This is a genomic window from Streptomyces sp. NPDC000404 (assembly GCF_040300365.1).
Lineage (GTDB): Bacteria > Actinomycetota > Actinomycetes > Streptomycetales > Streptomycetaceae > Streptomyces > Streptomyces ramulosus.
The window spans coordinates 168273-183489 of record NZ_JBEPDN010000013.1; the positions used below are offsets into that span (position 1 = coordinate 168273).

Annotated in this window: 15 protein-coding genes and 7 tRNA genes; 10 read left to right on the forward strand and 12 right to left on the reverse strand. The window is 74.9% G+C overall.

Annotated features, from left to right (window positions below):
- Positions 1 to 197: 197 nt before the first annotated feature.
- Positions 198 to 1343 (reverse strand): hypothetical protein, encoded by a 1146-nt coding sequence (locus tag ABT345_RS24995; RefSeq protein WP_345091916.1) that lies wholly within the window; start codon positions 1341 to 1343, stop codon positions 198 to 200.
- 451 nt (positions 1344 to 1794) lie between these two features.
- On the opposite strand from ABT345_RS24995, the gene ABT345_RS25000 reads away from it, so the two are divergent.
- The gene (locus tag ABT345_RS25000; RefSeq protein WP_345092225.1) at positions 1795 to 2520 is read left to right on the forward strand and encodes a 3'-5' exonuclease family protein; all 726 of its coding nucleotides are present in this window, start codon (positions 1795 to 1797) and stop codon (positions 2518 to 2520) included.
- A gap of 101 nt (positions 2521 to 2621) precedes the next feature.
- Here ABT345_RS25000 and ABT345_RS25005 read toward each other — a convergent pair.
- From ABT345_RS25005 to ABT345_RS25015, 3 genes are all read right to left on the reverse strand, one after another.
- Positions 2622 to 2693 (reverse strand) — tRNA-Val (locus ABT345_RS25005).
- A 127-nt stretch (positions 2694 to 2820) separates the two neighbouring features.
- Positions 2821 to 3282 carry an SRPBCC family protein gene (locus ABT345_RS25010; RefSeq protein WP_345091919.1) on the reverse strand — a complete coding sequence of 154 codons (462 nt, stop codon included), beginning with the start codon at positions 3280 to 3282 and terminating at the stop codon, positions 2821 to 2823.
- 85 nt (positions 3283 to 3367) lie between these two features.
- Positions 3368 to 3439 (reverse strand) — tRNA-Val (locus ABT345_RS25015).
- A gap of 465 nt (positions 3440 to 3904) precedes the next feature.
- On the opposite strand from ABT345_RS25015, the gene ABT345_RS25020 reads away from it, so the two are divergent.
- Positions 3905 to 4318: an SsgA family sporulation/cell division regulator gene (locus ABT345_RS25020; protein WP_003959770.1), complete on the forward strand. Its 414-nt coding sequence runs from the start codon at positions 3905 to 3907 to the stop codon at positions 4316 to 4318.
- A 225-nt stretch (positions 4319 to 4543) separates the two neighbouring features.
- The gene (locus tag ABT345_RS25025; RefSeq protein ID WP_345091922.1) at positions 4544 to 5110 is read left to right on the forward strand and encodes a CGNR zinc finger domain-containing protein; all 567 of its coding nucleotides are present in this window, start codon (positions 4544 to 4546) and stop codon (positions 5108 to 5110) included.
- A gap of 24 nt (positions 5111 to 5134) precedes the next feature.
- On the opposite strand, the gene ABT345_RS25030 is transcribed toward ABT345_RS25025, so the two are convergent.
- Both ABT345_RS25030 and ABT345_RS25035 read right to left on the reverse strand, forming a co-directional pair.
- A complete protein-coding gene (locus tag ABT345_RS25030; RefSeq protein WP_345091924.1) occupies positions 5135 to 5290 on the reverse strand; it encodes a hypothetical protein in 156 nt (51 codons plus the stop codon).
- A 68-nt stretch (positions 5291 to 5358) separates the two neighbouring features.
- On the reverse strand, positions 5359 to 5811 hold the full coding sequence (locus ABT345_RS25035; RefSeq protein ID WP_345091926.1) for a hypothetical protein: 453 nt from the start codon (positions 5809 to 5811) through the stop codon (positions 5359 to 5361).
- 171 nt (positions 5812 to 5982) lie between these two features.
- On the opposite strand from ABT345_RS25035, the gene ABT345_RS25040 reads away from it, so the two are divergent.
- A complete protein-coding gene (locus ABT345_RS25040) occupies positions 5983 to 6519 on the forward strand; it encodes a DsbA family protein (RefSeq protein WP_345091929.1) in 537 nt (178 codons plus the stop codon).
- A gap of 8 nt (positions 6520 to 6527) precedes the next feature.
- Here ABT345_RS25040 and ABT345_RS25045 read toward each other — a convergent pair whose 3' ends face one another.
- The 3 genes from ABT345_RS25045 to ABT345_RS25055 are packed head-to-tail and all read right to left on the reverse strand — an operon-like array spanning position 6528 to position 9284.
- Positions 6528 to 7358: a GNAT family N-acetyltransferase gene (locus ABT345_RS25045; protein ID WP_345091932.1), complete on the reverse strand. Its 831-nt coding sequence runs from the start codon at positions 7356 to 7358 to the stop codon at positions 6528 to 6530.
- Positions 7359 to 7392: 34 nt separating this feature from the next.
- Positions 7393 to 8217: an aminotransferase class IV gene (locus ABT345_RS25050; RefSeq protein WP_345091934.1), complete on the reverse strand. Its 825-nt coding sequence runs from the start codon at positions 8215 to 8217 to the stop codon at positions 7393 to 7395.
- Positions 8214 to 9284 carry a chorismate-binding protein gene (locus ABT345_RS25055; RefSeq protein ID WP_345091936.1) on the reverse strand — a complete coding sequence of 357 codons (1071 nt, stop codon included), beginning with the start codon at positions 9282 to 9284 and terminating at the stop codon, positions 8214 to 8216. Before ABT345_RS25055 ends, ABT345_RS25050 begins: the two co-directional genes overlap by 4 nt.
- Before the next feature lie 177 nt (positions 9285 to 9461).
- On the opposite strand from ABT345_RS25055, the gene ABT345_RS25060 reads away from it, so the two are divergent.
- From ABT345_RS25060 to ABT345_RS25080, 5 genes are all read left to right on the forward strand, one after another.
- A tRNA-Gly gene (locus ABT345_RS25060) sits at positions 9462 to 9534 on the forward strand.
- Positions 9535 to 9569: 35 nt separating this feature from the next.
- Positions 9570 to 9643: transfer RNA gene (locus ABT345_RS25065), tRNA-Cys, on the forward strand.
- 1 nt (position 9644) lies between these two features.
- Positions 9645 to 9716 (forward strand) — tRNA-Val (locus tag ABT345_RS25070).
- A gap of 25 nt (positions 9717 to 9741) precedes the next feature.
- Positions 9742 to 9813: transfer RNA gene (locus tag ABT345_RS25075), tRNA-Val, on the forward strand.
- A gap of 40 nt (positions 9814 to 9853) precedes the next feature.
- Positions 9854 to 9925, forward strand: a tRNA-Val gene (locus tag ABT345_RS25080).
- 266 nt (positions 9926 to 10191) lie between these two features.
- Here the strand turns inward: ABT345_RS25080 and ABT345_RS25085 are convergent.
- Positions 10192 to 10401 carry a hypothetical protein gene (locus ABT345_RS25085; RefSeq protein ID WP_345091938.1) on the reverse strand — a complete coding sequence of 70 codons (210 nt, stop codon included), beginning with the start codon at positions 10399 to 10401 and terminating at the stop codon, positions 10192 to 10194.
- A gap of 664 nt (positions 10402 to 11065) precedes the next feature.
- Between ABT345_RS25085 and ABT345_RS25090 the strand changes: the two genes are divergently transcribed.
- Positions 11066 to 12445 (forward strand): serine/threonine-protein kinase, encoded by a 1380-nt coding sequence (locus ABT345_RS25090; RefSeq protein ID WP_345092227.1) that lies wholly within the window; start codon positions 11066 to 11068, stop codon positions 12443 to 12445.
- Between the two features lie 91 nt (positions 12446 to 12536).
- On the opposite strand, the gene ABT345_RS25095 is transcribed toward ABT345_RS25090, so the two are convergent.
- Together ABT345_RS25095 and ABT345_RS25100 are read right to left on the reverse strand one after the other, a co-directional pair.
- Entirely contained in the window at positions 12537 to 13940 is a 1404-nt protein-coding gene (locus ABT345_RS25095) for an FAD/NAD(P)-binding protein (RefSeq protein ID WP_345091940.1), read from the reverse strand.
- Positions 13941 to 13943: 3 nt separating this feature from the next.
- The gene (locus ABT345_RS25100) at positions 13944 to 15215 is read right to left on the reverse strand and encodes a sulfate adenylyltransferase subunit 1 (protein WP_345091943.1); all 1272 of its coding nucleotides are present in this window, start codon (positions 15213 to 15215) and stop codon (positions 13944 to 13946) included.
- Positions 15216 to 15217 lie beyond the last annotated feature (2 nt).

A 15217-nucleotide genomic window follows, 5' to 3' on the forward strand; every position in this document is an offset into this window, starting at 1 on the left:
TGCTGCGCGTCAGCGATTGCTGCGCAGGGAAATCGTACCGATCCCGCGGACCGGACCGCGAAACGGTTTGCCGGGGCCGGCCCGCCCGGGGGCGGGCGGAGCCGCGGGCGGCCTGCGGGGGCGCCGGTTTCCCGGGGCGCCCCCGGGGACGGCTGCTCCCCGCGCGCCCCGCGGCCCGGCGGTTCCTCCGGGCCGCCTCAGGACGGCTCCCCCGGCTCCGGCTCCCCCGTCGGCAGCGGGACGACGCCGCGCGCCCCGGTCAGGCGCCGGAAGCCGCCGCGGCTCTCCAGGCGGCCGCTGATCCGGACCGGCAGGTTCATCAGATGGGCCTGGCCCGCGACGCGGTAGTCGTCGTCGCCGAGCGCGACCCGCACCTGCTCCACGTCCGCCCCGGTGATCACCCGCAGCCGCACCACTCCCCCGCCCGGCCGCTCCCGGTGCAGCCGCACCACCGCGCCGGTCACCCGCACCGGGAGCGACGGTTCGCCGCGGACGTAGCGCTGGGCGGCGTCCGCCAGGGCCGGGAGATCGCCCGTGGTGAACTCCACGGGCCCGGGGCGGGCCGGGCAGCCGGGCGGCGGGCCGGCGCCGGGCGACCAGTCCACCGTGATCCGGATGCCACCGCCCTCGTGGACCAGCGCGATCAGCGCCTGCACCAGCTCGTGGCAGACGCCGAACGCCACCGCCGCGTCGAACGCCTCGCTGCCGCCGGTGGCGCGCCGGTGGTCGGTGGCGTCGCGGGCGGCGCGCAGCGCCCGGTGCAGGGTGATCACCGGGCCCCGGCCGACCGACACCGGGATGAACGCCGCGAGCCGGCGGCCCTCCGGCGCCGGCCCCAGCAGCGCCTCCGCCAGATAGCGCTCGACGTGGCCGCGGTAGCGCGAGCCGTAGTAACCGGCGCGGGCGCAGCTGCCGAGCGCCGCGGCGGCCAGCGTCGCGCGCGCCGCGCCGCGCAGCTGCTCCTGCGCCACCCAGCGCGCCACCACCGACCCGGTGCCCGGCGCCAGCCGCTCCCAGCGCACCTCGTCGCTGAGCGCCGCCATCCCCAGCAGCACCTCCCGGGCGTACGGCGCCGGGCTGACGCTGAGGGTGGCCAGCGCCTCGGCGAGCAGATCGGCGCACTCGGGGAAGCGCGGGTCCTGCGGCACCAGCAGCCCGGCGCCGCCGCCCGGCGGGGTCCAGCGCGCGTACCGCCCGCCGGGGCCGCCGGTGCGGTGCCAGCCGTGCCGGGCCAGCAGCGCGCCGAGGATCGCGGGGTCGATGGCCGCCGGGTCGGGCAGCGGGATACCGGCGCCGGGCAGCGGCGGGCCCGGCGCGGCGGTTTCGTCGGTCGGCCGGTGCATCACGGTCTCCCTCCCGGCCCGGTCCGCGCCGGGGTGCGGGGCGCGGTGGTCGAAGAGCCGCGGCCGGTCACCGGGGGGCCGGCCGGGTCGTGCGGTGGCGGCCGTACGGGGCGGCCGGGCCGCCGGGTGAGCGGCGGGGCGGGTGCGGTGCGCGGGGACGGCGGCCCGCCGGGCGCGGGCGTACGGGCGGCCGTGCCGGGCGCGGGCGGGTCCCCGCGGGAGGACTTCGTACGACGGGAGTCCGTGGCCAAAGGTGCGCCGCGCCCCGTCTTCCTGGTTTGTCTCCCCGTCAAGTGGCCCGCAAACAAAAGCGGTTCGGCGACACCACGAGGCGGGTATCACCTGCTCGGGCCGCGGGCCGTCGCGTCGTCCCCGGCAGCCCGGCGCACGGCGTCGGCCGGCCGGCGGCGGGCGCCCGCGCCGTGGTGTCGGAGTGCGAGGAGGGGCGATGGTGCCGAGTTGGTACGACGGTCCGCTGGCGGCGTTCGGCGTCGGAACGACCGGAGACGATCCCGAGACCGACCGCGTCGTCGCGGCGGCGCTGGCGGTCCAGGAGACCCCGGGCGCCGCCCCGGCGCTCACCCGCTGGCTGATCTCTCCCGGTGTGGAGATACCCGAGGCGGCGACGGCGGCGCACGGCCTGACCGCCGGGCACCTCGCCCGCCGCGGCCGCTGGCCGGCGCCCGCGGTCGACGAGATCGCCCGGGCGCTGGCCTCGCAGGCGGCGTCCGGCCGCCCGGTGGCCGTGCTGAACGCCCCGTTCACCCTGACGCTCCTGGACCGCGAGGCGACGCGCCACCGCGCCACGTCCCTCACCGGCTATCTGGGCAGCCACCCGCTGTACGTCCTCGACCCGCTGCTCCTCGACACCCATCTGGACCGCTACCGCAAGGGCGACCGCGCCCTGCCCGGCCTCTGCGCGCACTACGACGTCAAGCCGTCCGACGGCGGACACGGCGGCGGGCGCACCGCCGACGAGGCGCTCACCGTCCTGGAGGTGACCCGGGCGCTGGGCCGCCGCTTCGCCGCCCGCCTCGCCCGGCTGCGGCCGGACGAACTCCACACCCTCCAGACGACGTGGTTCGAGGCCCAGCTGCGCGAGCGGCAGACGTGGTTCCCGCGCGGCGGCGCGGCCGACTGCCAGTGGCCGATGCGGCCGGCGCCCCCGGAGAAGTGAGGGCAATTCCGCACCGTCCGCAATGGCGCGGGCAGTTCGGGAATTTCCGCCGCAACGAAAAGGTCCGGGCCGTCAGTTGACGGCCCGGACCTCGATCCCGGTGGGCGATACTGGGTTCGAACCAGTGACCTCTTCGGTGTGAACGAAGCGCTCTCCCACTGAGCTAATCGCCCGGGTGTCGGCGGGGTTTCCCTCGCGAACGACCTGAACAATACAGGCCGCCACGGCTTTCCAACAAATTCCTTCCCCGGGCCCGTGCGGCACCCCCGTACGGTCACCCGGTGCGACGGCCGGCCGCCGTCAGCGGGCCAGCCACGCCGCCAGACCGCGCCGCCCGGAGCGCATCATCAGCGCGTGGTTGAGCACGAACAGCGGCCGCCCGGGCAGCGCCAGCCGCCGCAGCAGCGGCTTGTGCACCTCGACCTCCTGCTCGAAGAGGACGCGCGTCCCGCCGCCGCGCGCCGTGACCGTCCAGCGCACCCAGCCCTCAAGATCGCCGCGAAGCGTCACCTCCAGCACCCCGGCACGCGGGTCCCGCCCTCCCTCACCTGCGACGACGTCCAGGTCGTAGGGGAGGAACGAGCGGAAGCGCGCCGTCCCGCCGGATTCGCCGCTGCGGTCGACGGCGCGGATCTGGGGCCACCACAGCGGATAGCTCTCGACGCGTTCGAGGACGGCGTAGACGACCGCGGGCGGGGCGTCGGGCAGCAGCCACACACTGCGGAAGCGGTAGCGGTGGAGTGCGCGCGACCAGGAGGGCATGGGTTCAGTGTGCCGCTCCGGGGGCGGCCGGGCCCAACAACCGCGAAGGTCCGGAGGCTTGAAGCCTCCGGACCTTCGGCCGGGGTGGGCGATACTGGGTTCGAACCAGTGACCTCTTCGGTGTGAACGAAGCGCTCTCCCACTGAGCTAATCGCCCGGCGCACGGCACACATTACCCCACGCGGAAGGGGCTCCGTGACCACCCGGACGCCCGCCGGCGCAGGTCACCGCCGCCCGGACCCGCAGCCGAGCACCCGTCCGGCACCCACCGGGACCCGCCCTCACCCCGTCCCCCTGAGCGCCGCCCCCAAAGATCACCGGTCGGCCGGGAGCCGGAGCAACGCACCCGGCGGCACCCCGCGCACCGGACCGGCCCCGACCGGCACCGCCCGCGCCCCACCGAGAACGCCCCCTCCGTCACCGTCCGTATTCACGTCACCTTTACGTAAACCATCCCGCTCCGCCCGAATATCCATGGGGGACGATCTTTCAATCCGCCGTCAGAGGTACCCGAAGCCACCCAAAACGCTCAGAGGGGTTTACAACGGCACCGTAGGTGGCATGTCGATTTCGCCGACGTGCGAATCCCCGAGCGCACACTGAGCGAAAGGCCCTGGCGCTTATGAACACCACGGTCAGCTGCGAGCTGCACCTGCGCCTCGTTGTGTCGAGCGAGTCCTCACTGCCTGTACCGGCGGGCCTGCGGTATGACACGGCCGATCCTTATGCCGTGCATGCCACCTTCCACACCGGAGCCGAGGAGACCGTCGAGTGGGTTTTCGCCCGCGATCTCCTCGCCGAGGGCCTGCACCGGCCCACCGGCACCGGCGACGTCCGCGTCTGGCCGTCCCGGAGTCACGGACAGGGCGTGGTCTGCATCGCCCTGAGTTCCCCGGAAGGCGAGGCCCTCCTGGAGGCCCCCGCACGGGCCCTCGAATCGTTCCTCAAAAGGACCGACGCCGCAGTACCTCCCGGTACCGAGCATCGGCATTTCGATCTCGACACGGAGCTCTCCCACATCCTCGCGGAGAGCTGAGACGCACCACAGCCACCCACCGCAACCCACCCGCACACGTCCGCGGCGTCCGACTCGGGGAGACGCCGCGGGACCGACAAGTTCATATGGCACGCTCCGGCGCCGTCGCCGCGGACCCACCGCGGCGACGGCGCCGCGGCATGGCGACGCGCTAGAGTCGACGACCATTCCGCAAGGACTCGGGGGCGGCGAACGCGCCGTCCCACCCTGCCTGGGAGCGAAACCGTGATGATCACGCACGACACCCGGTGCGCCCTGGACGCAGTCATCGGCCTGCTGAACACCGCTCCGAAGGGCGAGGCGGCCGGCGGCCCGGACACCCTGACCGACACGGCCGCGCTGCGGGAGTTCACGGCGCGGCACGACATCAGCGGCGTCGGCACCCTCGACGACACCGATCTGGCCGCCGTGAGAGCGCTGCGCGCCCGCTTCGCGGAGGTCTTCGCCGCACCCGACGACCGCCGGGCCGCCGCGCTGCTGAACACGCTGATCGCCTCGGCGGGCACCACCCCGCAGCTGACGGACCACGACGGCTACGACTGGCACATCCACTACTTCGCGCCGGGCGCCTCACTCGCCCACCATCTGGCGGCCGACTGCGGGATGGCGCTGGCGTTCCTGGTGGTGGCCGGTGAGCGGGAGCGGCTGCGGCGCTGCGAGGCGCCGGGCTGCCGGAACGCGTTCGTCGATCTCTCCCGGAACCGCTCCCGGCGCTACTGCTCCAGCCGGACCTGCGGCAACCGGCTGCACGTCGCCGCCTACCGGGCGCGGCAGCGGGAGGCCGCGGGCTGAGCCGCACCGGCCACGTCCCGGCCCTCACTGGAGGTACAGGTCGTGGACGGCGCCCATCAACAGCAGCAGGCCGATGAAGGCGAGGAAGAGCATCAGGGGCGGCTGGGACAGCGCGAAAAGACATCCGCGCGGTTCGGGGGCCGGGGCTTCATCCCGGGCCAGGGCGCACTCATCGTTCATTTCGCGACGATCATGGCGCAGCCGATCGGGCGCGAATGTCCAATTACCCCCTCAGTGGCGGGAGTTCATCAGATCCCGTGTTTTTTGAGGATCGCTTCGATGTCCGAGAAGTCATCCTCAGGAGCGGCGGCTTTCCCCTTGGCCGCGCCGGCGGAACCGGAGGCCGTACGGCCCGGTCCGAGGGACGGCGCGGAGGCCCCCGGGGAGACCGCTGCGCCACGGGTGGCCGCGGCGGCCCGGCGCTCCTTGCGGCTGCCGGCGCCGCCCCGGCGGCGCTCCACGGCGCGGCCGATCATGAACAGCACGACCGAGAGCGCGAGCAGCCCGAAACCGGCCCAGACCGTCGGCTTGAGGACGAGCCCGGTGATCCAGTCGATGATGCCGGTCATCGCCAGGCCGATCGGGATGAGGGCAAACGCCGCGATGCGCATCGCGGCGAGGAAACGCTTGCGGTAGGCCGTCAGCGCGGCGACGGCCAGGCCCGCCGCCGACACCGCGGCGCATACGGTCGATGTCAGCATCGGGTCCTCCTGCCTGCGGGAGGGAGCGCACCCTGCGTCCCCTTCCTCCATCCTGCCCTGCCCGGCGTCCTCGCGGCCATGCCCGGCCGTGGTGATCAGGGAGATCTCCGGGTCGGGCTCCTCCCGAGGTCCAGGTGCCCCTGCCGCCCGGCGGACTGGAAGACTGGCCCCATGAACGACTCCCCCGCCTCCGGCGCCGCCCCCTCCGCCTCCGCCGCCCCCGTCGTCCTGGACGTCTGGTGCGAGCTGCAGTGCCCGGACTGCCACACCGCCCAGGACGATCTGCGCGCCCTGCGCGAGCGCTACGGCGACCGGCTGGACATCCGGCTGCGCCACTTCCCGCTGGAGAAGCACAAGTACGCCTACGCGGCGGCGCAGGCGGCCGAGGAGGCCGCCGAGCAGGGCAAGGGCGAGGAGTTCACCGAGGCGGTGCTGGCCCGCACCGAAGAGCTGGGCCGCTCCGGTGAACGGCTGCTGCTGGAGGTCGCCGACGAGCTGGGGCTGGACTCCGACGAACTGGACACCGCGCTGATCGACGGCCGCCATCTGCTGATCGTCGACGCCGACCACGCCGAGGGCAAGGCGATCGGCGTGCGGGGCACGCCCACGTACGTCATCGGCGGGGAGCTGCTGGACGGCAGCGCGAGCCAGGAGGGGCTGCGCGCCCGGATCGAGGAGATCGCGGACCGGCTGCTCGCCGAGGGCTGAGCCGCGGCTCAAAGGAGCGGTTTGGCGAGGAGCAGGCCGGTGGGGCGGTAGCCCAGGGCCGTACCCAGGCCGCGGGCGGCGGCGTCGTCCGTGCGGACGGTCAGGCCGATGAGGGGCACCCCGGCGGCCAGGCACTCCCGCTCCGCGATGCCGAGCAGGGCCCGGCCGTGGCCGTGGCCGCGGTGCTCCGGGGCGACGCGGACGTCGAGGACGCGGCCGCCGGGCAGATCTGGCGGCCGCAGATCGATCCAGACATGACCGACGTCGGTGCCGCGGACGGTGAGGAGCCGCACCGCGTGGTGCGGACTGCCGGCGCCCTCCGGGAGCAGCGCCCGGTGCTCGGCCTCCGCCGCCCGGGCGGCTTCCTCCGGGGTCAGGCCCGGCGCGGCGAGGAGGCGGGCGCGGTCGGCCACGGCGGTGGCGCGCCAGGACGGGTACCCGCCGGCGGGCAGCGGACGGTCCTCGGCGCCGGGCGGCGGCTGCGGTGCGGCGACGATCACCTTGGCGAGGTGGTGGGCGCGTTCGGTGTACCCCAGGGCCGCCGCGAGGCGCAGCGCGGCCGCCGCGCCGGCCGGGACGGTCAGCGCGATACGGCGGCAGCCCCAGCCGCGCAGCACTTCCTCGGCGGCCAGGGCGGCGACGGTGGCCCGGCCGCGGCGGCGGTCGGCGGCGTCGACCGCCAGCTCCTCGATCCGGCCCGTGGCGGGGCCGGTGAGCGGATCGGTGGTGAGCCGGACGCCGCCCACCCGGCGGCTGTTGACGCAGATGTCGTAGCGGCGGGCGCGGTGGCCCTCGCCGTCTCGGTCCTCCGGTCCCGCGGGACGCAGCGTGGTGGTCACGGGGACCTTCTACCCGCCGCCGCGGCCCTTCACCTCACCGCGGGTCGAAGTCGGCGGCGGCGCCCGCGTCGAAGGCGGACATCGCGGCGCGGGTCACCGGGCCCGGTACGTCGCCGAGTTGGCGGCCGTCGAGCCGCGTCACCGCCTGGACGTCGCGGAGCGTGGAGGTCAGGAAGATCTCCTCGGCGCGCTCCAGCGCGTCCAGCGGCAGATCGGTCTCCTTGGCGCCGGCCCAGGCGACGGTCAGCGCGCGGGTGATGCCGGCCAGGCAGCCGGAGGTCAGCGGCGGGGTGTGCAGTTCGCCGTCGAGGACGACGAAGACGTTGGAGCCGGTGCCCTCGCAGAGCGAGCCGACGGTGTTGCCGAACAGCGCCTCGGAGGCGCCGCGTTCCCGGGCGCGGGCGAGCGCGACCACGTTCTCGCCGTACGAGGTGGTCTTCAGGCCGCTGAGCGCGCCGCGTTCGTTGCGCGTCCAGGGGACGGTGACGGCGGCGGTGGTGTCGGGGCGGCGGGTCGCCTCGCCGACGGCGATGACCAGGGTCGCGGGGGCGTCGCCGCGGTCGGAGCCGAGGGGTGATTCGCCGCCGGTGTAGGTGATCCGCAGCCGGCCGAGCGGCATCGGGTTGGCGTCGAGGACGGCGGCGCAGCCGCGGCGCACCTCGTCGAGGTCCGGCTCGGGCAGTCCCAGGCCGCGGGCGGAGTGGGCGAGCCGCTCCAGGTGGCGGGTGAGGGCGAAGGCGCGGCCGCGCTCGGCCTTGACCGTCTCGAAAACGCCGTCGCCGACCGTCAGTCCGTGGTCGAAGACGGACACCCGGGCCCGGCCGGCCTCCTGCAGTGCCCCGTCCAGCCAGATCCTCATGGTGCCGTCCTTCCGTTCACGTTGTGCTCACCCGACGCTACCGCGAGCAGCCGGTGCGCCTTCAGCTCGGTCTCCGCCCACTCGCGCTCCGGGTCGGAGTCCCAGATGATCCCGGCGCCCGCGCCGAACCGCAGCTCGGGGCCGTCGGCCGCGGCGCGGTCGATCCAGAACGTACGGATGCCGACGGCCAGCTCGCCGGTGCCGCGGTCGGCGTCGACCCAGCCGATGCCGCCGCAGTAGGGACCGCGGGGCGCCGTCTCCAGCTCGTCGATGATCCGCAGCGCGCTCTCCTTGGGCGCGCCGGTGACCGAACCGGGCGGGAAGGTGGCGGTGAGGAGATCGGCCCAGCCGCTCTTGGCGTGCCGTTCGCCGATCTCGCCGCGGACGGTGGAGACGAGGTGGACGAGGCCGGGGTGCTCCTCGACGGCGCAGAGCGCGGGGACGGTGACGCTGCCGGTGGCGCAGACCCGGCCGAGGTCGTTGCGGACCAGGTCGACGATCATCACGTTCTCCGCGCGGTCCTTGTCGGTCAGATCCGCGGCGGTGCGCCCGGTCCCCTTGATGGGACCGGAGTCGACGGTGCGGCCGTCGCGGCGCAGATACAGCTCGGGCGAGGCGGTGGCGACCTCGACGCCGTGCGCCGGGAGCCGGACGGTGCCCGCGTACGGCGCGGGGTTGCCGAGGGCCAGTACGGCGGTGAGCGCGTCGATGTCGCTGCGGTCCGGATCGGGCAGCGGCGCGCTCAGCACCCGGCAGAGGTTCACCTGATAGACGTCGCCCGTCCCTATGTACGCGCGTATGCGGCGCACCCCGTCCGTGTACGCGGCGCGGTCCAGGGAGCTGCGCCAGTCGCCGGGGGCGGGGCCGTGCCAGGCGCGGGGGTCGGGGGCGTCGGCCGGGGTGGCGGGCCGGACGTCGGCGAAGCGGGCGCAGATCACCTCCCCCTCGAATCCGGCCACCACCGCCCACCAGCCCGTGGAGTCCAGGGCTGCGGGGTCGGTGGTGACGTCGCGAAGATCGGTGGCGAGGAGGCCGCCGAAGCGGGCCACAGGAGGGAGGTCGTGCACGTCAGCGAGTCTAGGTCGCGGGCCCGTCGGGCGCCGTGGGCGAGCCGGAAGCGCGGCACCTGCACAAACGCGTTTTTGTACTGGCCCAGGAATCCGCTAGAGTTCAACACGTCGCCGGGAAGCGCAAGCGCCCCGGAGGCCCGGTAGCTTCCCGGACACGGTCCGGGAGAGTCACCTGCGGACGTAGCTCAGTTGGTAGAGCACCACCTTGCCAAGGTGGATGTCGCGAGTTCGAGTCTCGTCGTCCGCTCGATGTGGGGGATCATCCCGAACCCCTACGCTCCAGGTGGAGTGGCCGAGAGGCGAGGCAACGGCCTGCAAAGCCGTCTACACGGGTTCAAATCCCGTCTCCACCTCCAAGGACGATTAGCTCAGCGGGAGAGCGCTTCCCTGACACGGAAGAGGTCACTGGTTCAATCCCAGTATCGTCCACTGCCCGGTAAGATTTACGGGCCCCGCGCGATTAGCTCAGCGGGAGAGCGCTTCCCTGACACGGAAGAGGTCACTGGTTCAATCCCAGTATCGCGCACGCAGTACCCATGGAGGGCTTCGGTTCTCCGTGGTCCCGAGGACGATTAGCTCAGCGGGAGAGCGCTTCCCTGACACGGAAGAGGTCACTGGTTCAATCCCAGTATCGTCCACATCGCAGAACGAAGGGCCGGAGCGACGTCAGTTGCTCCGGCCCTTCGGCGTTGTCGTGTGTCCAGGCTTTTCCGGCCGGCGGGCCTGCGGGGGCGGGGAGTTGGCGTACGGATCCGCGGCGGATCGGGGCGGGCCGGAAAAACCCGGTGGCCGGGCATCTCCCCAGATGCCCGGCCACACGTGCCGTCCGTGACACCCCCGTCCCCACGGGGCTGGGCCACGCTTCCCCCGTCCCGGGCCGCTCTCCCGGGACCGGAGCGCCGTTTCAGCGCCCCAGCAACACGGCCACGGACGACGCCTGAGTCATGACGGCCTCCCAGCCGCCGAAGACCACACCGAGCAAGGCCGCGAACGGCAGCACCATGGCGACCGCGACCAGCGGATGGCGGGTGCCCGACGGGCGGCGGACGCCGAGCGGGGCGACGCGTGCGCGCCGGCGTGCCCGCGGCGCCGTGCGCCCCTGTGGGTCCGTCATCCCGGCTCCTGTCGTGTGGTGGTGGCGGCGGGCACGGGACCTCGGGGGACGAGTACGGCGCCCGCCGCTCGCTCTCCACAGTAGGCAACCGGCCGGAGCCGGGCGTCAGCCCGTCGTACCGATGAGCGGTGTCCAGGAGGAGGAGGGCGGGGCGGGGTGCGTACTCCGCTGGTTGCAGAACCGACCCCGGGGTGACCCTGAGACGTGCGGTGTTCCGGGGCCTCGGCCGGGCGAGTTGTCCGGGCCGGGGCTTGTGAGCGCATCCCGGTCGCGGGTGGACAGATACCCCAACGGGTGACTTCTCTCACTCCCGGCACGGCCCATGCCGCCCGCGGGAGGCGGGGTGCGGACCGGATTCCGCCCGGTGCGCCGCGACTTGGCCGCGGGGGCGCCGTTCCCGGCCGCCCGCCGGGGTCGCCGTAGGGAGGTGTGGTGGCGGGTCAATGTCCCTGATGAGGCGGGGGGTTGGGGCGGCGGGGGCGGGCGAGGGCTGCGGGGCGGGCGGAAAACCCGGGGTGGGGCGGGTCCGCCGGGGGCCGGGGGCGGGGCCCGCTGCGGGCTCATGCGCGGCCTCTCAGCGCGCCGCGCCGTCAATCCGTAAGCTGTGCCACGTCAGACGGTTGGCACGGAGTGGGTCTTGCCCACCGCAGGTATGGGGACGGACATGGCGATGATGCGGCTCCGGCGCGAGGACCCGCGTGTCGTCGGGACCTTCCGGCTGCACCGGCGGCTCGGCGCGGGCGGGATGGGCGTCGTCTACCTCGGCTCGGACAAGCGCGGGCAGCGGGTGGCGCTGAAGGTGATCCGCCCGGATCTCGCGGAGGACCAGGAGTTCCGTTCCCGGTTCGCGCGGGAGGTGTCGGCGGCCCGGCGGATCCGCGGCGGCTGCACGGCGCGGCTGGTCGCCGCCGACCTCGACGCGGACCGCCCGTGGTTCGCCACCCAGTACGTCCCCGGCCCCTCGCTGCACGACAAGGTGAACGAGGAGGGGCCGCTCGATCCCGCGCAGGTCGCCTCCATCGGGGCGGCGCTGTCCGAGGGGCTGCTCGCCGTCCATGACGCGGGCGTGGTCCACCGCGACCTCAAGCCGTCCAACATCCTGCTGTCCCCCAAGGGGCCGCGGATCATCGACTTCGGCATCGCCTGGGCGACCGGCGCCAGCACGCTCACGCACGTCGGGACGGCCGTCGGCTCGCCCGGTTTCCTCGCGCCCGAGCAGGTGCGGGGCGCCGCGGTGGCCCCGGCCACGGACATCTTCGCGCTGGGCGCCACCCTCGCGTACGCCTGCACCGCCGACTCTCCCTTCGGGCAGGGCAGTTCGGAGGTGATGCTGTACCGCGTGGTGCACGAGGAGGCGCAGCTCGCCGGGGTGCCGGACGCGCTGGCGCCGCTGCTCGCGGCCTGTCTGGCGAAGGATCCGGCGGACCGGCCCAGCACGCTGTCGCTGTCGCTGCGGCTGAAGGAGATCGCCGCCCGGGAGGCGCACGGGCTGTCGGGCGCCCCGCAGGACGGTGCGCCCGGCGGTGCGGCGGGCGGTTCCGTCCGCGGCGACCGGCGGCCCGGTGAGCGGCCCACCGGGCGGCGTGCCGATGCCTACGCGCGTCAACGCACCGAGCGGGGCGCGGCCGGGACGCCCGCACCGCATCCGTCGGCCGGGGGCTCGCCCCGGGCTCCGCAGCGTGAGGCGGGGGCGCGCGGCGCCGGGCCCGTCTCGTCCCCCGGCCGCCGGCCGAACGGCGGGCGGCCCGCGGGGCGGATTCCGGCCGCCCGGCCCGGCGGGGGCCGCAAGACCTCGCGCACCCCGTCGCGTCCGGCCCCGGGCGGCCGCCGGCCCGGGCCCGACCGGCGGTTGATGCGGCAGCGGATCCTGGTGTTCGTCACGGTGACGCTGCTGGTGGCGCTGGGGATCGCGGCGGCGCAGGGCTGTCAGGGGCCGACCCGTGGACTGGGCGGCGAGCGGTCCGGGCCGGTCGGGCAGAGCGCCGTGGAGGCGCCGCCGGGGCACTTCCCCGACGGCCGGCCGGGCGACGACGCGGCGGGCTGAGCCGCGCCACCGTGCACACAGCCGTACGTCCGGGGCCCTGTCGGGCTCCGGACGTACGGCTGTCGGTTTTCCCGGTCCGGCGGTGTGCGGGTCAGACCGGTGCCGGGGCCGGGGTGCGGGTGAGGATCCGGGTGGCGAGTTCGCCGGCCTGGACGCGGATCTCGGGGATGGCCGTGGTCTCCCAGAGGTTGCCGCGGCGCAGTTGGCCGAGCGTCCACACCGGTGCCGCGGGACGGCCGCCGGCCGCGAGCAGCCGGCCGTCGGATGCGGTGTCGAAGCCGAGGCCGTGCGGTCCGGGGGCGGCGGTTCCCGAGGCGAGCAGGCCGCGGACGAGCGGGTCGGCCAATTGCCCCACCCGGCTTTCGGTTCCGGTGCAGTTGACGACGGCGCCGACGGTCAGCGACCGGCCGTCGGACAGCCGCACGGTGACCGTGCGCCCGTCGTCGGCCGTGTCGGCGCCGGTGACCTCCGCGGCGCGGACGGTGAGCAGGCCCGACTGACGGGCGGCGGTCAGCGCCCGGTCGGTCGCGGGGGGCAACCGGTGCCGGTGCACCTCCCACTCCCGCAGTTCGGTGGCGAGGAAGCGCTGCCGGTCCGACGGCGGGAGCTGCTGCCAGAGCAGCGGGATGTGCGGCCGGAGTTCGTCGACCGCGGGGCGCCAGTCCCCGTGGAGTCTGCGGTGGAGCGCCGCCCGGTGCCGCACGAGGCGCTTGAGTCCGGTGAGGTCGTGCGGTGCGGTCAGGGGGCTGCGGCCGCCCGGCCGGGCCGGGGGCGCTGCCGCTGCCCCGGGGGCGGCGTGGGGCTGCGGCAGGAGGCCGTGCCGGGAGACCGCGTGGACCGTGCGGCCCGGCGCGGCCAGTGTGCGGGCCGTGTCGCACATGGTCAGGCCGGTGCCGACGAGCAGCACGTCCTGATCGGCCGGGATGTCCGCGAGGGCGCCGGGGCGCCAGGGGTCGGCCACGAACCGCGGGGATCGCGCCAGGCCCGGCGGGAGCCAGGCGGTGGCCGGCTCCAGGTTGCCCAGGGCCAGGATCACCGCGTCGGCGTCCAGCGTCGCGCCGGTCCGCAGGCGTAGCCGGACGCCGTCGGGGAGTTGCTCGACGGCCAGGACGCGGTCGTGGTGGCGCCGGACCGTGGCGGCGTCGCGGGCCGCCGCGGCCGAGCGGTCCAGGTCAGCGGCGAGGTAGTCGCCGAACAGGGCGCGCGGCACATAGGCGCCCGGGTCGGCCTCGTGGCCCGTGCGGGCCGACAGCCAGCGCACGAAGTCGCCGGCGGCGTCCGGCCGGGCGCTCATCCGCCCGGCCGGCACGTTCAGCAGGTGCCGCGGGTCGTCGGTGCCGTAGGCGAGACCGCGTCCGGTGTGCGGCGCGGGATCGACGAGGTCGACGACGGTGCGGCGGCCGGTGCGGGCCGCGGTGTCCAGGAGCCGGGCGGCGGCCAGCGTGCCGGCCGCGCCCGCCCCGGCCACCGCGACCCTGAGGGTGTCCGTCGGCACGGCTCACCCGCCGTCGGCCATGCCGGCGGCGAGCGTGGTGCCGTCGGCGGGATCGATCAGCAGGAAGGAGCCGGTGCGGCGGGAGTCGGCGTAGGCGTCCAGGGCCAGCGGTTCGGCGGTGCGCACCGTGATCCGGCCGATGTCGTTGGCGGTCAGCTCGCCGGGGACCGGCTCATGGGTGAGGCCCAGCACGCCGTCGGCGTCGGTCAGGGACAGCCGGGAGGGGATGTCCTTGACGATCGCCTTGACGGTGCGGGTGGTGTGCTTGAGCAGCACCCGTTGGCCGATGGTGAGCGGGCGGTCGGCGACGTGGCAGACGGTGGCCTCGACGTCCTGGGTGAGCGCGGGGGCCAGGGCGGTCGGGGCGATCAGGTCGCCGCGCGAGACGTCGATGCCGTCGGCGAGGCGCACCGTCACCGACTGCGGGGCCCAGGCGGTCCGCACCGGCTCGCCGAGGCGGTCGATGGCCTCGATGGTGCTGGTGCGGCCGGACGGCAGGACGGTCACCGGCTCGCCGACGTGCAGCGCGCCGGAGGCGATCTGGCCCGCGTAGCCGCGGTAGTCGGGGTGTTCGGGGGTCTGCGGGCGGATGACGTACTGCACCGGGATCCGGGCGGGCTCGTTGTCGGGGCGGTGGCCGACGGGGACGGTCTCCAGGTGTTCGAGGACGGTCGGGCCGCCGTACCAGTCCATGTTGCGGGAGGGGTCCACGACGTTGTCGCCGGCGAGGGCGGAGACCGGGATGGCGGTGATCCGGCCGACGCCCAGTGCGGTGGCGTAGGCGGTGAACTCCTCGGCGATCGCGTCGAAGACGGACTCCTGGTAGCCGACGAGGTCCATCTTGTTGACGGCGAGGACGACGTGGGGGACGCGGAGGAGGGCGGCGACGGCGGCGTGGCGGCGGGTCTGTTCGACGACGCCGTTGCGGGCGTCGACGAGGACGACGGCGAGTTCGGCGGTGGAGGCGCCGGTGACCATGTTGCGGGTGTACTGCACATGGCCGGGGGTGTCGGCCAGGATGAAGCGGCGCCGGGGGGTGGCGAAGTAGCGGTAGGCGACGTCGATGGTGATGCCCTGTTCGCGTTCGGCGCGCAGGCCGTCGGTGAGCAGGGCCAGGTCGGGCGCTTCCTGGCCGCGGCCCAGGGAGGCCCGTTCGACGGCTTCGAGCTGGTCGGCGAGGACCGACTTGGAGTCGTACAGGAGCCGTCCGACCAGCGTCGACTTCCCGTCGTCGACGCTTCCGGCGGTGGCGAAACGCAGCGTGTCGATGGTCATCT

Coding starts and splice junctions, on each gene's coding strand:
- ABT345_RS24995 (WP_345091916.1), bottom strand. CDS start 1,343: ATGCACCGGCCGACCGACGAAACCGCCGCGCCGGGCCCGCCGCTGCCC.
- ABT345_RS25010 (WP_345091919.1), bottom strand. CDS start 3,282: ATGCCCTCCTGGTCGCGCGCACTCCACCGCTACCGCTTCCGCAGTGTG.
- ABT345_RS25020 (WP_003959770.1), top strand. CDS start 3,905: ATGAACACCACGGTCAGCTGCGAGCTGCACCTGCGCCTCGTTGTGTCG.
- ABT345_RS25030 (WP_345091924.1), bottom strand. CDS start 5,290: ATGAACGATGAGTGCGCCCTGGCCCGGGATGAAGCCCCGGCCCCCGAA.
- ABT345_RS25035 (WP_345091926.1), bottom strand. CDS start 5,811: ATGCTGACATCGACCGTATGCGCCGCGGTGTCGGCGGCGGGCCTGGCC.
- ABT345_RS25040 (WP_345091929.1), top strand. CDS start 5,983: ATGAACGACTCCCCCGCCTCCGGCGCCGCCCCCTCCGCCTCCGCCGCC.
- ABT345_RS25050 (WP_345091934.1), bottom strand. CDS start 8,217: ATGAGGATCTGGCTGGACGGGGCACTGCAGGAGGCCGGCCGGGCCCGG.
- ABT345_RS25085 (WP_345091938.1), bottom strand. CDS start 10,401: ATGACGGACCCACAGGGGCGCACGGCGCCGCGGGCACGCCGGCGCGCA.
- ABT345_RS25090 (WP_345092227.1), top strand. CDS start 11,066: ATGGCGATGATGCGGCTCCGGCGCGAGGACCCGCGTGTCGTCGGGACC.
- ABT345_RS25100 (WP_345091943.1), bottom strand. CDS start 15,215: ATGACCATCGACACGCTGCGTTTCGCCACCGCCGGAAGCGTCGACGAC.